Source organism: Plantactinospora sp. A48 (assembly GCF_055793945.1).
Genome location: NZ_JBTIXF010000012.1, coordinates 67,599 through 80,537, shown reverse-complemented (window position 1 = coordinate 80,537; position 12,939 = coordinate 67,599). Strand labels below are relative to the sequence as shown.

At 73.8% G+C, this 12,939-nt stretch carries 14 protein-coding genes; 9 read left to right on the top strand and 5 right to left on the bottom strand.

Translation table 11 applies throughout. The features are described 5' to 3' along the window. Genes ACXN5W_RS09360 through ACXN5W_RS09330 form a run of 7 tightly spaced genes read left to right on the top strand, consistent with a single transcriptional unit; the run spans position 1 to position 5,587 of the window. Entirely contained in the window at positions 1–765 is a 765-nt protein-coding gene (locus tag ACXN5W_RS09360; protein WP_473157782.1) for a CoA-transferase subunit beta, read from the top strand. Further along, positions 762–1,496 (top strand): protocatechuate 3,4-dioxygenase subunit beta, encoded by a 735-nt coding sequence (gene pcaH, locus ACXN5W_RS09355; RefSeq protein ID WP_473157781.1) that lies wholly within the window; start codon positions 762–764, stop codon positions 1,494–1,496. The genes ACXN5W_RS09360 and pcaH overlap by 4 nt, the downstream gene beginning before the upstream one ends. Continuing rightward, positions 1,489–2,181: a protocatechuate 3,4-dioxygenase subunit alpha gene (gene pcaG / locus ACXN5W_RS09350; protein ID WP_473157780.1), complete on the top strand. Its 693-nt coding sequence runs from the start codon at positions 1,489–1,491 to the stop codon at positions 2,179–2,181. The genes pcaH and pcaG overlap by 8 nt, the downstream gene beginning before the upstream one ends. Continuing rightward, complete coding sequence (gene pcaB / locus ACXN5W_RS09345) at positions 2,156–3,511, top strand: 3-carboxy-cis,cis-muconate cycloisomerase (RefSeq protein WP_473157779.1); 1,356 nt, start codon at positions 2,156–2,158, stop codon at positions 3,509–3,511. The genes pcaG and pcaB overlap by 26 nt, the downstream gene beginning before the upstream one ends. Further along, entirely contained in the window at positions 3,508–4,287 is a 780-nt protein-coding gene (gene pcaD / locus ACXN5W_RS09340; protein ID WP_473157778.1) for a 3-oxoadipate enol-lactonase, read from the top strand. The genes pcaB and pcaD overlap by 4 nt, the downstream gene beginning before the upstream one ends. Continuing rightward, positions 4,284–4,808: a 4-carboxymuconolactone decarboxylase gene (gene pcaC, locus ACXN5W_RS09335; protein WP_473157777.1), complete on the top strand. Its 525-nt coding sequence runs from the start codon at positions 4,284–4,286 to the stop codon at positions 4,806–4,808. The genes pcaD and pcaC overlap by 4 nt, the downstream gene beginning before the upstream one ends. Continuing rightward, positions 4,805–5,587 (top strand): IclR family transcriptional regulator, encoded by a 783-nt coding sequence (locus ACXN5W_RS09330; RefSeq protein ID WP_473157776.1) that lies wholly within the window; start codon positions 4,805–4,807, stop codon positions 5,585–5,587. Before pcaC ends, ACXN5W_RS09330 begins: the two co-directional genes overlap by 4 nt. Positions 5,588–5,826: 239 nt before the next feature. Here ACXN5W_RS09330 and ACXN5W_RS09325 read toward each other — a convergent pair whose 3' ends face one another. Beyond that, on the bottom strand, positions 5,827–7,155 hold the full coding sequence (locus tag ACXN5W_RS09325; protein ID WP_473157775.1) for a radical SAM protein: 1,329 nt from the start codon (positions 7,153–7,155) through the stop codon (positions 5,827–5,829). Between the two features lie 427 nt (positions 7,156–7,582). Here ACXN5W_RS09325 and ACXN5W_RS09320 point away from each other — a divergent pair, with 427 nt between their 5' ends. Then, entirely contained in the window at positions 7,583–8,884 is a 1,302-nt protein-coding gene (locus ACXN5W_RS09320) for a L,D-transpeptidase (RefSeq protein ID WP_473157774.1), read from the top strand. Between the two features lie 110 nt (positions 8,885–8,994). Here the strand turns inward: ACXN5W_RS09320 and ACXN5W_RS09315 are convergent, their stop codons facing one another. From ACXN5W_RS09315 to ACXN5W_RS09300, 4 genes are all read right to left on the bottom strand, one after another. Continuing rightward, positions 8,995–10,014 (bottom strand): SMP-30/gluconolactonase/LRE family protein, encoded by a 1,020-nt coding sequence (locus ACXN5W_RS09315; RefSeq protein ID WP_473157773.1) that lies wholly within the window; start codon positions 10,012–10,014, stop codon positions 8,995–8,997. Positions 10,015–10,333: 319 nt separating this feature from the next. Further along, entirely contained in the window at positions 10,334–10,702 is a 369-nt protein-coding gene (locus ACXN5W_RS09310) for an FKBP-type peptidyl-prolyl cis-trans isomerase (protein WP_473157772.1), read from the bottom strand. 297 nt (positions 10,703–10,999) lie between these two features. Beyond that, positions 11,000–11,557, bottom strand: a complete 558-nt coding sequence (locus tag ACXN5W_RS09305) for a hypothetical protein (protein ID WP_473157771.1) — start codon at positions 11,555–11,557, stop codon at positions 11,000–11,002. Positions 11,558–11,618: 61 nt separating this feature from the next. Continuing rightward, the gene (locus ACXN5W_RS09300) at positions 11,619–11,798 is read right to left on the bottom strand and encodes a universal stress protein (protein WP_473157770.1); all 180 of its coding nucleotides are present in this window, start codon (positions 11,796–11,798) and stop codon (positions 11,619–11,621) included. Positions 11,799–12,009: 211 nt separating this feature from the next. Between ACXN5W_RS09300 and ACXN5W_RS09295 the strand changes: the two genes are divergently transcribed. Then, on the top strand, positions 12,010–12,597 hold the full coding sequence (locus ACXN5W_RS09295; RefSeq protein ID WP_473157769.1) for an adenylate kinase: 588 nt from the start codon (positions 12,010–12,012) through the stop codon (positions 12,595–12,597). The last annotated feature ends 342 nt before the right edge of the window (positions 12,598–12,939 follow it).

Sequence of the window (12,939 nt, the reverse complement as noted above, 5' to 3'; positions counted from 1 at the left end):
GTGGGCCTGAGCATGGAGTGGACCGCCGACGAGATGATGACCGTCGCCGCCGCCCGGCAACTGCGGGACGCCTCGGCGTGCTTCGTCGGCATCGGCCTGCCCAGCACCGCGGCCAACCTGGCCCGGGCCACCCACGCGCCGGGCCTGGTGCTGATCTACGAATCCGGCTGCCTCGGCGCCAAGCCGGACCGACTGCCGCTGTCCATCGGTGACGGCATCCTGGCCGACACCGCCGACGCCGTCGTACCGGTGCCCGAGGTCTTCAACTACTGGTTGCAGCCCGGCCGGATCCACACCGGCTTCCTCGGCGCCGCCCAGCTGGACCGGTTCGGCAACATCAACACCACGGTGATCGGCACCGACTACCGTGCCCCGACGGTCCGGCTGCCCGGCGCCGGCGGCGCCCCGGAGATCGCCGCCTCCTGCGCGGAGGTGGTGGTCGTGGTCCGACAGAACCGCCGGACCTTCGTGGACCGGGTCGACTTCGTGACCTCCGTCGGATACGGCGCCGGGCCCGGCGAGCGGGAACGCCTCGGCCTGCGCGGCGGTGGCCCCCGGGTCGTCATCACCGACCTGGGCATCCTGGAGCCCGACCCGCGTACCAGCGAACTGGTCCTCACCCACCTGCATCCCGGCGCCACCGTCGAGCGGGCGCGGGCGGCCACCGGCTGGCCGCTCGGGATCGCCGACGACGTCACCGGCACCGATCCACCCACCCCGGGCGAGCTGGCCGCGCTGCGCGCCCTGACCGGAGGACGATCGTGACCGAACCTCCCGACCGGCTGGTCCTGCCCGGCTACCGCCGCGACCCCGCCGGCACGCACCCACCGTTGGACACCCCCGACTACCGCTCCACCGGGCTGCGCGCCCCGCGTCAGCCGCTGGTGCCGCTGCCGCACCGGCTGACCGAGGTGACCGGCCCGCTGCTGGGCGCCGGCCGGCTGGGCGAGCTGGACCACGACCTCACCCGGCAGCATCCGGGTGAACCGCTCGGCCAGCGGATCATCGTGCACGGCCGGGTGCTGGACGGCGACGGCCGCCCGGTACCGGACACCCTGGTGGAGATCTGGCAGCCCAACGCGGCCGGCCGGTACCGGCACGCCGTCGACGACTGGCCGGCCCCGCTGGACCCGAACTTCGACGGCGTCGGCCGGACCCACACCGACGCCACCGGCCGGTACCGGTTCGTCACCGTCAAACCCGGCGCCTATCCCTGGCGCAACCACACCAACGCCTGGCGGCCGGCGCACATCCACTTCTCGCTGCTCGGCCGGGCCTTCGCGCAGCGCCTGGTGACCCAGATGTACTTCCCCGACGACCCGCTGTTCTTCCAGGACCCGATCTTCAACGCGATACCCGACCCGGCCGTCCGGCAGCGACTGGTCTCGCGGTACGACCACGCCACCACCACCCCCGAGTGGGCGTTGGGTTTCCGGTTCGACATCGTGCTGCGCGGCCGGGACCGGACGCCGTTCGAGGAGGGCGACGATGACTGAGCCGGCCGGCCCGGCGGGTTTCGCTGGTCTGCCCGGTGCCGCTGATCTGCGCGGTGTCGCTGGTCCGCCCCGTGCCGCTGGTTCGCCCGGCGGGCCGCCGGCGCGGACCGGGGTGGCCGGGCCACTCGGCGTGACTCCGGCGCAGACCGTCGGGCCGTACCTGCACATCGGACTGTTCTGGCCGGACGGCCCGTACGTGGTGCCGGAGCCGACACCCGGCGCGTTCTGGATCCACGGGACGGTCACCGACGGCGCCGGCGCCCCGGTGGTGGACGCCCTGGTGGAAACCTGGCAGGCCGACCCGGACGGCCGGTTCGACCACCCGGACGACCCGCGTGGCGCCCGGCCGTCCCGGGTGGCCGGCTTCCGCGGCTTCGGCCGCTGCCCCACCGACGAAACCGGACGGTACGGCATCCACACGGTCAGGCCCGGGCCGCTGCCCGATCCCGACGGCGGCGTCGAGGCACCCCACCTGAATGTGTCGGTGTTCGCCCGTGGCCTGCTGACCCGGGTGGTGACCCGGTTGTACCTTCCGGATGAGGAGTCGGCCAACGCCGCCGACCCGGTGCTGTCCGGCATCGGGCCGGACCGCCGGGACACGCTGCTGGCCCGGCCGACGGCCGACGGACTCCGGTTCGACATCCGGCTGCAGGGGGAACATGAAACCGTCTTCTTCGCCGTCTGACGGCCTGCTGTCCGCGCTGTCCGGTGATCCCGCGACGGATGCCCTGCTCACCGACCGGGCGCTGCTGCGGGCCATGCTGGACGTCGAGGCCGGGCTCGCCGCGGCGGCGGCCGCCGAGGGAATCGTCCCGGCCACCGCCGCCACCGCCATCGCGGCGGCCACCCGCCGGGTCGACCGGTTCGACCCGGCGGCGCTCGGACGCGCGGCGGAGGCCGCCGGCAACCCGGTGGTGCCGCTGGTCCGCGAGCTGACCGAGGCCGTACCGCCGGACGCCCGACCCTGGGTGCACCTCGGCGCCACCAGCCAGGACGTCCTGGACAGCGCGCTCATGCTGGTGGCCAGCCGGGTCGCCGGGGTGGTCACCGACGGGCTGGCCGGCGCGGCCGGCGCGACGGCCCGGCTGGCCCGCCGGCACCGGGACACCGTCCAGGTCGGTCGGACCCTCGGCCAGCAGGCCGCACCCACCACGTTCGGGCTGACCGCGGCGGGCTGGCTGGCCGGCCTGCTGGACGCCCGGCACCGGCTGGCGGCCGTCCGGGCCGGTCTGCCGGTGCAGCTCGGCGGCGCGACCGGCACCCTCGCCGCGCTGGGACCGGCCGGGCCGGCGGTCGCCGACGGGCTGGCCGACCGGCTCGGCCTGGCGCCCAGCCCGCTGCCCTGGCACACCCGCCGGCAACCGGTGCTGGACCTCGCCGCCGCGCTCGGCGCCGTGCTCGCCAACACCGGAAAGGTCGCGCTGGACGTCGGGCTGCTCGCCCGGACCGAACTGGCGGAACTGGCCGAGGCCACCGGGGACGGGCGGGGCGGGTCGTCGGCGCTGCCGCACAAACGCAACCCGGTCGACTCGGTGCTGGTCACGGCGGCGGCCCGGCGCGGCCCCGGCCTGGTTGCCACGCTGTACGCCGCCGCCGCCCAGGAGCACGAACGGGCCGCGGGCGGCTGGCACGCCGAGTGGGAGCCGCTGCTGGAGTTGCTGCGACTGACCGGCGGGGCGGTGGCCCGGACCACCCGGCTGCTCGCCGGGCTCACCGTCCGGCCCGACCGGATGCGGGCCAACCTGGACCGCACCGACGGCCTGGTACTCAGCGAGGCCGTGGCCGCCCGGCTCGCCCCGGCGCTGGGCCGGACCCGCGCCCACGAGGCGGTCACCCGGGCCGCCGACCGGCCCGACTGGCGCGCGGCGCTGCTGGCCGACCCGGAGGTCCAGCCGCACCTGGACGCGCCGGGGCTGGCCGCCGCGCTCGACCCGGTCGGCTGGCTGGGCTCGGCGGGGCTGTTCGTGGACCGGGTCCTGGCCCGGCACGCGGCGTCCGCTGGGGACAACCCGTGACCGGGCCGTCGGGCTGGCCGGCGGGGGTCACCGTGGACGGTCCGGCCGGGGCGCCGGTGCTGGTCCTCGGCGGCTCGCTGGGCACCACCCACCGGATGTGGCGCCCCCAGCTCGGCGCGCTGAGCCGGTACCGGGTGGTGCGGTACGACCATCTCGGTCACGGAACCGCGCCACCGGCGCCACCGGGCTGCACGATCGCGACGCTCGGCCGGCACGTACTGACCGTGCTCGACGCCCTCGGGGTGCGGCGCGCATCGTACGTGGGTCTGTCGCTGGGTGGGATGGTCGGGATGTGGCTGGCCGCCAACGCCCCCGACCGGATCAACCGGCTCGCCCTGCTCTGCACCTCCGCCCGGCTCGGACCGGCGCAGGCGTGGCGGGACCGGGCCGCGGCGGTCCGGGCCGGCGGCACCGCGGCGGTGGCCGACGCGGTGTTGCGGCGGTGGTTCACCCCGGAATTCACCGAACGCCACCCGGAGCTGGTGGCCGAGCACCGCGCCATGCTCCTCGGCACGCCCGTCGCCGGGTACGCGACCTGCTGCGAGGTCATCGCGGCCCTGGACCTGCGTCCGGAACTGCCCCGGATCCGGGCGGCGACGCTGGTGGTGGCCGCCGCCGCGGACCCGGCCACCCCGGAGGAACACGCCCGGACCATCGCGACCGGGATTCCCGGCGCCCGGCTGCGGGTCGTCGCCGACGCGGCGCACCTGGCCACCGTCGAGCAGCCGGCCGAGCTGAACCGGCTGCTCCTTGCCCACCTGGGAGGACCGGCGTGACCGACGGCCCGCGCTCCGAGCCCGCCGACCCGCCCTGCCTCGCCGAGTCCACCGACCTGCCCCACCCCGCCGACCCCGCCGACCCCGCCGGCCTCGCCGACCTGCCCCACCCCGCCGACCCCGCCGACCCGCCGGGTGCGGGCACCGACGGCGACCGGCGCCGCCGGGGGAGCGCGGTGCGCCGCGAGGTGCTGGGCGACCGGCACGTGGACCGGGCGGCGGCCCGGACCGACGAACTCACCGCGGACTTCCAGGACTTCATCACCCGGTACGCCTGGGGGGAGATCTGGACCCGGCCCGGCCTGGACCGGCGTACCCGCAGCTGCGTCACCCTGGCGGTGCTGGCGGCCCTGCACCACGACGAGGAACTGGCGCTGCACGTGCGGGCCGCGCTGCGCAACGGGTTGACCGAGGCGGAGGTCGCCGAGGTGTTGTTGCAGGTGGGTGTCTACGCTGGCGTCCCGGCGGCCAATCGGGCGTTCTCGGTCGCCCAGCGGGCGCTGCGACAGGAGGACACGTGACGGGGGAGCCGGGCCGGGGGCCGGAGTTCGTCCAGTCGCTGGAACGTGGGCTCGCGGTGATCCGGGCGTTCGACGCCACCCATCCGCAGCTCACCCTCAGCGAGGTGGCCCGGACCACCGGCCTGACCCGCGCGGCGGCCCGCAGGTTCCTGCTCACCCTCGTCGAACTCGGGTACGTCGGCACCGACGGCCGGCTGTTCGCGTTGCGTCCGCGCGTGCTGGAACTGGGCTACGCCTTCCTCTCCAGCCTCAGCCTGCCGGAGGTCGCGCAGCCGCACATGGAGACCCTGGCCGCCGAGGTGCGCGAGTCGTGCTCGATGTCCGTGCTGGACGGTACCGAGATCGTGTACGTGGCCCGGGTACCGACCACCAAGCGGATCATGGCGGTGGCGATCAGCGTGGGGACCCGCTTTCCCGCGTACGCCACCTCGATGGGTCGGGTGCTGCTGGCCGCTCAACCGGCGGTCCGGCTGGACGACTACCTCGGGGCCGCCGAACTGCGCCCGCTGACCCGCCGGACCATCACCGATCCGGCGAAGCTGCGGACCACCCTTTCCCGGGTCCGGTCCCAGGGCTTCGCGCTGGTGGACCAGGAGCTGGAGGAGGGGCTGCGGTCGCTCGCGGTGCCGGTGCGCGGCGAGGACGGCTCGGTGGTCGCCGCGCTGAACGTCTCCACGCACACCAGCCGGGGCAGTGCCGACGCGATCCGCCGGGACCTGCTGCCACCGTTGCGGGCGGCCGCCGACCGGATCGAGGAGGATCTGGCCCTGGTCTCCTGAGCGCCGTCACGTCGGCGATGGATGCTCACCCCGGAACGCCGACCCGTGCGGCCCGGCCGACCGGCCCGGGTCGCGACACCGGCCGATGCCGCGACCCGGGCCGGCGTCGAGGCGCTGACCGGGCGGCATCTGCTGCGCCGCCGCAACGCGGGTCTGGTCAGGGCCTTGGCGGGGTCGCTCGCTCCACCGCCCGAATCGGCCATTCGGAACGCGGTGGAGCCCCAAGGCGCAACGAGGGGTCAGCTGGGCACGGGGGCCGGTTCGGTGTCGGCGGGCAGGGAGTCCATGAAGGAACTGACCGAGAACACCGCGTTGCCGGCGCCGGGCGGGCCGTACCCGGGCGGGCTGCTCAGCCCGTGCCGCTCCATGGTGGCCCGGTAGATCTCCAGCAGCCGGATGTGGTACTCCAACGGCGCACCCTGCGGGTTGGTCCGGCCCAGCGGGGTGGTCGGCTCGGGGCACCAGGTGGTGAACCGCGGGGTGATCCCCCGGGACATGAAGAACTCCAGCCCCTCACCGGTGGACTCGATCGCCTCGTCGACCGTGCGGAAGCCGAACGGCTCGGCCATCTCCACGCCCGCGACGAAGTTCGGGATCACGTTGCGCGGCCCGAACACCTCGGCCGAGTCCAGGATCCGCCGGTGCCATTCCGCCCGGCCGACGTACCGCTCCTTGCCCGGGCAGTACAGCTCGAACAGCCGCTTGTCCCACACCTCGTAGTTGGGGTGGTAGATCCGGATGCCGTAGTCGTGGAACCGCTGCACGTCGGCCCGGGGCAGCGCCTGCGCCACCACCTTGCCGATCCACCGGCCGGGGAAGCGCTCCTCGATCGCCTTGGCGTACCGGCCGTAGAAGTCCGCCTCGGCCAGCCCGTCGACCTTCGAGGTGACGCTGCCGCCGGTCAGCGTGTACGCCCGGGACGAGCCGGTCGTGTCGTACCGGTCGATGATCTCCATGGCCTCCAGCACCTCGTCCACCGGCTTGACCCCGGTGTACGGGCGACCGGCGGCCTTGTGCTGGCGCCAGTTGTGGTTGATGTCGCAGTACTGGCACTCCTCCTTGGCGCCGAAGTACTGGCACACCCGGAACACGGTCAGGTAGATCAGGTAGCCCCACTGGATCGTGGGTGCCACCTCCATCACCGACTTGCCGTTGCTGAGCGTGTGCCGGTAGTACTCGGGCATCGGCGGCAGGCCCACGTCGCCGATCGGCCGGCCGTCCAGGAACAGCCGCAGCATCCCGTCCCCGCCGTCGGCCACCCGGTAGGGCGAGTCGGGGTTGACCCGGACCGAGACCACCGTGCGGCGCAACCCGTACGGGCCACCGGTGAGCACGATCTCCTCGGGCGGCCGGCGCAGCGCCGCGCTGCCCAGTTCGGGCAGGGTCCGATGGTCGAACGAGAAGATGAAGTACGACTTCGGCTTGACCTCGCCACCCTCGTTGTCGGTGAGCGCGGAGTCGTCGAAAGCCACACCCCCGCGCAACAGGTCCTCCTTGATCACGGCCTCCCGCGGGATGTGCGGGAACCGCGACATGAGGTCCTCGATGAGATCGGTGCGGGTCTGCATCCGTACTCCCTCGCCACGCGTCGTCGCCGGACCGGGACCGGCGTCCCTCCCACCGCGCGGGCGGATGTCGCCGGTTCCGGCATGGCGGCCGGGGCCGCCACCCGCCAATCATGCTCCACCCCCGTAGGGGCACCACTCGCCCGGCCGGGCCGGTGTGACGGACGCCGTACCTGGGCTGCCCCGACGTCCCGTTCCCGGCCCGCCCGCCGGGTCCGTTCCCGGTGCGCCGCCCAGAACCCGCTGAGCCGCTTTGGCCACCGCGTCCGATAACTGTGCGTAATCGACGTCGAGGGTCGGATCATCCGGCCGGGCGGACCGGGATCCCTTGGCCCGAAAGGATTTTCTCGGATGGCCTCTCGAAAAGGGGGCACCCGGATCGAGGGATAGGTAACAGAATGTGATTGACCGTGAACGGAATGGGGGGGTTATGGAGCGCAGACGTCGGATCGGGCTGGGGTTGGCTGCCATCGCCTGCGGACCCCTGGTGCTGAGCGGATGCACCAGCGGAGGCAAGGCGGACGCGGACCGGAAGCCGAGCGCGCCACCACCGCCCGCGACCGTCGCCATCACCCCGGCGGCCAACGCGAAGAACGTGCCGATCAGCAGCGAGGTCGGCGTGGCGGTGAGCAATGGCAAGATCACCGAGGTGGCCCTCACCGACGAGCGGGGCGCCCGGGTCGACGGCGCGATGCGGGCCGACGGATCGTCCTGGCTGCCGGGCCGGCCACTGGACTACAAGCGCGCGTACACCGCCCAGGTGACCGCGGTGAACGGCGCCGGCCAGCAGACCACCTCGACCGCGAAGTTCACCACGATGGACAAGCCGGACCAACAGGTGCAGACCAGTCTCAACCTGGCCAGCGGTCAGACGTACGGGGTGAACCTGCCGCTCACCGTCGCGTTCGAGCCGGGGGTGCCCAAGGAGGCCCGGGCGGCCGTCCAGAAGCGGCTGCTGGTCAGCACCGACCCACCACAACCGGGCACCTGGTCCTGGACCGAGGAGGGCAACCAGGCCGAGTACCGGGCGCCGGACCCGTGGCGCCCCGGTACCCGGATCACCGCCCGGGCCGCCGTGGCGGGGCTGCCGATGGGCAGGGAGGGGTTCGGCGACGAGGACCACACGGCGGTGGCCACCGTCGCCCCGCACGCCGTACGGCTGGACGTCGACAACGGCACCAAGCAGATGTCCGTCTACCGGGACGACCGGCTGATCAAGCGGATCCCGGTCAGCCTCGGCAAGCCCAGCACGCCGTCGTCCAGCGGCGACATGGTGATCATGGAGAAGCACGACAGCACCGTCTTCGACACCCGGGGCGAGCCCAACGGCGGCTACGTCGTCACCGTCCAGGACGCCCAGCGGCTGACCTGGGGCGGCGAGTTCATCCACGCGGCACCATGGTCCGAGGGGGAGCAGGGCTACACCAACACGTCGCACGGCTGCGTGAACGTGTCGACCTCCACCGCGAGCTGGCTGATGGGAGTCACCCACGTCGGCGACCTGGTCCGGGTACGCGGCACCGAGGTGCAGCTGACCCCGGGCAACGGCTGGACCGCCTGGAACGAGAGCTGGGACCAGTTCGCCAGGGGCAGTGCGCTGCCCGTACCGCCGGACCTGAAGCCGGCGGCCAGCGCACCTCCCGCGACCGGCACCCCCTCCGGCGGCCCGTCGGCGACCGGCGCCCCGGCGGCCAGCGCACCCGCGGCGGCACCATCCAACTCCGGCGGCTGAGCCGAAAGGAAGGGCCCCTTGTTATCGCTTTTTGTATAGCAAGGGGCCCTTGTTAACGCTGTGGTCGGCGCGGCCGGCAGCCCGACTGGCGGGCCAGCTCGGGCGGCGGGTCAGCCCAGCGGCACAACGGCGACCGCGGGTTCGACGAGGCTGCCGAGCCAGAGTCGGTCGCCGTGCTGCCGGACCCCGGTGACCATGCGGTACGCCCCGCTCGGGCCGTGCAGGGTACGCAGCACCGCCCCGGTCGCGTCCACCAGCGCGACCAGCCCGTACCGCCGGGGTTGCGGCTGGAGCGCACCGGGCAGCAGGTCGGCGGCCTGGCGCAGGCGCGGATGTGGCAGTAACCGCTCCACGACCGGGAGCCGAGGGCTGGGCAGGGCCACCCAGAAGGTGCCATCGCCGACCGCGCTGACATTGTCCGGGTACGCCGGCAGGTCGATCAGCACGGTCGGCTCGCCGGTGGCCAGCGGGATCCGCACCAGCCGGTGGGTGCTGGTCTCGGCGACCAGCACGGCCGACTCGTCGGGGGTCAGCGCGACGCCGTTGGGGAAGTAGAGCCGGTCGACCACCACCTCGGTGCGACCGGTTCCCGGATGGTGGCAGAGCAGCCGCCCGTTCGGCCGCAGCTCCAACAGGTCCCGGCGCCAGGCCGCCAGGGGGAAGCGCAGCGAACTGTCGGTGAAGAAGATCGTGCCGTCCCGGCCGACGGCGGCGTTGTTGCACAGGTTGATCGGTCGCCCACCGGCGGTGTCCGCCAGCCGGGTGATCCCGCCGTCCGGGGTGACCCGCAACAGGCCACGCTCGGCGTCGCAGACGACCAGGCTGCCGTCCGGGGCCTGCTCGACACCGAGCGGCCGGCCCCCGGTCTCGGCCAGCAGTCGCGGGGCGGTGTCCGGCCCGGCTCCGGGCGGCCAGCGCCACAATCGACCGTCGTCGCCGCCGGTCACCACCCCGCCCTCGGCGTCGACGAGCACGTCCTCGGCGCCGCGACCGCTCGGCAGCCGGTACACCACCGGGGTGTCGAGCCGGGTGTCGGTGGCCGCCCACGGCCCGGTCAGCGGCGGCGGCACCGTGGCGGGCGCCGTGACGGGCCTGATCAGGCGGGGAAGGCGGGGAAGGCGGGTCCACATGGTCCCATTGTTCCGCCTCCACCCGAGATCACGGTGGTTGTCAGCGTCCGCCAGGTGCCCGTCCGTGATCGCCGCGTGCCGGGCCGGGACCGCCAGATGCCCGCTCGTGATCGCCCGCGTGCCGGGTCGGGACCGGCGGAGTCCGTCCGTGCCCCGTGCCGCTCATCACCGGAGAATGCCGGGCCGGGCCGCTGGCGGTCCGCACGTGACCGCTGGCGTCGTCCGTGATCCGCCGATGGTCACGGACGACGCCCACGACCGTTCGTGATCGCCGGGCGTCGCCGTGACCGCCGGCGGTCGAGCCACCGACCCGCTCGGGCTACTGGACGGCGAGCAGGTCGACCACGAAGATCAGCGTCTCGCCGGGCTTGATGGCGTCACCCGCGCCGCGCTCGCCGTACCCGAGGTGCGGCGGGATGACGAGGCGGCGCCGGCCGCCGACCTTCATGCCGACCACACCCTGGTCCCAACCGGAGATCACCTGCCCGCCACCCAGCGAGAACGTGAAAGCCGAGCCGCGGTTCCAGGAGGCGTCGAACTCGGTGCCGTCGGAGTGCGACACCCCGACGTAGTGGACGGTCGCCAGGTTTCCCGGCTCGGCTCGGGGACCGTCACCGACGGTGATGTCCTCCACGACCAGGTCGGTAGGTGGCGGGCCGGCGGGGGGTTCCACCGTTGGCTTGGTCATCGGTCGTCCTTTCGGTGAGGCAGAGCGTCCCCGGTGAACCTACCGGCCCGAGCCCCATGGTCGGCGACGCCACCGCGACGGACCGTGGTGTCGTCGCCGAAGACCGCCGCCAAAGGCAACCACCGAAGGCCCTCGCCGGGGCCGTCACCAGGGATCGTCGTCGACGTCCCGTACCAGGGCCCGTCGCTGATGGGCGTCGGCGCGGGCCGTACCCAGGGAGCCCGGTGGACATCCGGAAACGGCGGCGTACCGGCCGGAAGGTTCCCGGCCGGTACATCCGGCGCCGCCACCGGAGTCCTATCTGAGCCAGCGCCGCTGCCGGACCAGGGGCAGGCTCGCCCACCACCGGCCCAGCCCGAGCGTGTCACCGGCGGAGACCAGCGCCAGGCCGGCGAGCAGCGCGGCGCTGATCAGGTGGTCGTCCAGGAAGAGGTTGTTCTCCGGAGGCAGGACGACCGTCCACATCATCAGGTAGAGCACGCCGCCGGCCACGGCCGCGATCCGCAGGCCGATGCCGAACAGCAGGGCGACCGCCAGCCCGGCGAGGCCGATCATGAACAGCCAGTCCGCCCAGGCCGCTCCCGCGATGCCGTGGTAGAAGCCGTCGAACGGACCGGCGGCACCGAACTTCAGGAAGCCCATGGTCGGGCTGCCGCCGTGGATCCAGGCGGCCTTGCTGGCCGTCTCGTGTCCCAGGCCGAACGTCTTGTCGAGGAACGCCCAGAGAAAGGTCCAGCCGAGGGCCAGTCGCAGGCCGGCCCAGACGTACCGGGTCGCCCGCTGCCGGGTCGTTTCGGCGAGCGGTAGTCGGTCCGCCGACGGGGCGGTCGGCCGGTGTGTCATCGTCGCGGTCATCGCCGTCCACATCCTTTCTCTGCGCCCTCACTCGGGGGTTGTCTCGAGGGCCGTCCTCAGTTCACCCCACCCGCGCGGGCGGGGGCAGGGCCGGTGGACGTGGGGTCCCGGGACCTTCGACCCCCGCCACGTCCGGCACGGTGCCGCCGCGGCTGGCCGCCTCGCGGACCGCCCAGGTCAGGGCGCGTCGGCCACCGTCTGAACCGTCAACGCCGACCACGATCAGGTAGTTGTCCATCATCGTCCGCACTCGTTCGACGGGCCCACCTCCAGTGCGTCGGGGCGCGGTCGCACGGGTAGGCGCCGAGGTCCCGTTCCGGCGGGCCCGCCGCCCTGCCGGGAGCCGGGCCCTTCGACGCGCGTCCGTTGCCGTGGTCGGTCGCCCCGGTCCGCCGGCCGGCCGGTCATCCCGGCCGGCTACCCTCGCAGGCGTCGGTAGGAGGGGGAACGTAATGCGGTTGCTGCTGATCGGCGCTCCGGGCGCGGGCAAGGGCACCCAGGCGGTACGCATCGCCGAGCACTTCGGGATCGCCCACATCTCCAGCGGTGACCTGCTGCGCCGGCACATCGCCGACGAGACCTCCATCGGGCGGTCGGTGGCGGAGACGATGCGCCGTGGGGACCTGGTCTCCGACGGGATCGTGATGGATGTGCTGCGCAAGCCCGTCGAGGCGGCCAGCCGCAACGGGGGGTACATCCTGGACGGCTTCCCCCGCACCGTCGAGCAGGCGGAGGCGGCGTATCTGGTGGCCCGGGACCTGGGCGCGTCGGTGCAGGTGGCGCTCTTCCTCGACGTACCCCGTACCGAGCTGGTGCGCCGGCTGTTGGAGCGGGGCAAGGAGGCCGGCCGCACCGATGACACCGAGGAGGTTGTCACGCATCGGCTGCGGGTCTTCGAGGAGCACACCCTGGCGTTGCTGGACTACTACCGGCAGCGCGAACGGCTGATCAAGGTGGACGGGGCCCGGCCGGTCGGCGAGGTCACCGAGTCCGTCATAGCGCAACTGCGACAGGTCCGCGAGGAGATCCTGGAGGGCTGACCGCTCCCACGATCGGACCGGTGCCGGCCCGAATTCCCGCACCGGCCCGTCCCGCTCGGTCGCCCGGGGTGCTGCCGGCCGGATCCGCGCACCCCGCACGTCCGTACCCGTTCACGTCCGTACCCCGTTCACGTCGCCACGTCGCGCGCGCTGGCCCGGCCGCCTGGTGCCCCGAGGCCGTCCGGTGTCGCGGGCCGCCGGGCCGCCCCGTGCCCGGCCACCTGGCCGATCGACCGGCCGTCGGGCGGCGTTCAGGGTGGGCCAAGGGAAGCCGCATATAGTGCAGGTCTCCCGCTGAGCGGAGATTGCGGACGCGGGACTTGTGAACTTCGTCTCTGCTGC

Excerpts from the sequence above, each read along its gene's own strand:
- pcaG (WP_473157780.1), top strand. The coding sequence starts at position 1,489 with ATGACTGAGCCGGCCGGCCCGGCGGGTTTCGCTGGTCTGCCCGGTGCC.
- pcaB (WP_473157779.1), top strand. The coding sequence starts at position 2,156 with ATGAAACCGTCTTCTTCGCCGTCTGACGGCCTGCTGTCCGCGCTGTCC.
- ACXN5W_RS09325 (WP_473157775.1), bottom strand. The coding sequence starts at position 7,155 with ATGCAGACCCGCACCGATCTCATCGAGGACCTCATGTCGCGGTTCCCG.
- ACXN5W_RS09320 (WP_473157774.1), top strand. The coding sequence starts at position 7,583 with ATGGAGCGCAGACGTCGGATCGGGCTGGGGTTGGCTGCCATCGCCTGC.
- ACXN5W_RS09315 (WP_473157773.1), bottom strand. The coding sequence starts at position 10,014 with ATGTGGACCCGCCTTCCCCGCCTTCCCCGCCTGATCAGGCCCGTCACG.
- ACXN5W_RS09310 (WP_473157772.1), bottom strand. The coding sequence starts at position 10,702 with ATGACCAAGCCAACGGTGGAACCCCCCGCCGGCCCGCCACCTACCGAC.
- ACXN5W_RS09305 (WP_473157771.1), bottom strand. The coding sequence starts at position 11,557 with ATGACCGCGACGATGACACACCGGCCGACCGCCCCGTCGGCGGACCGA.
- ACXN5W_RS09300 (WP_473157770.1), bottom strand. The coding sequence starts at position 11,798 with ATGATGGACAACTACCTGATCGTGGTCGGCGTTGACGGTTCAGACGGT.
- ACXN5W_RS09295 (WP_473157769.1), top strand. The coding sequence starts at position 12,010 with ATGCGGTTGCTGCTGATCGGCGCTCCGGGCGCGGGCAAGGGCACCCAG.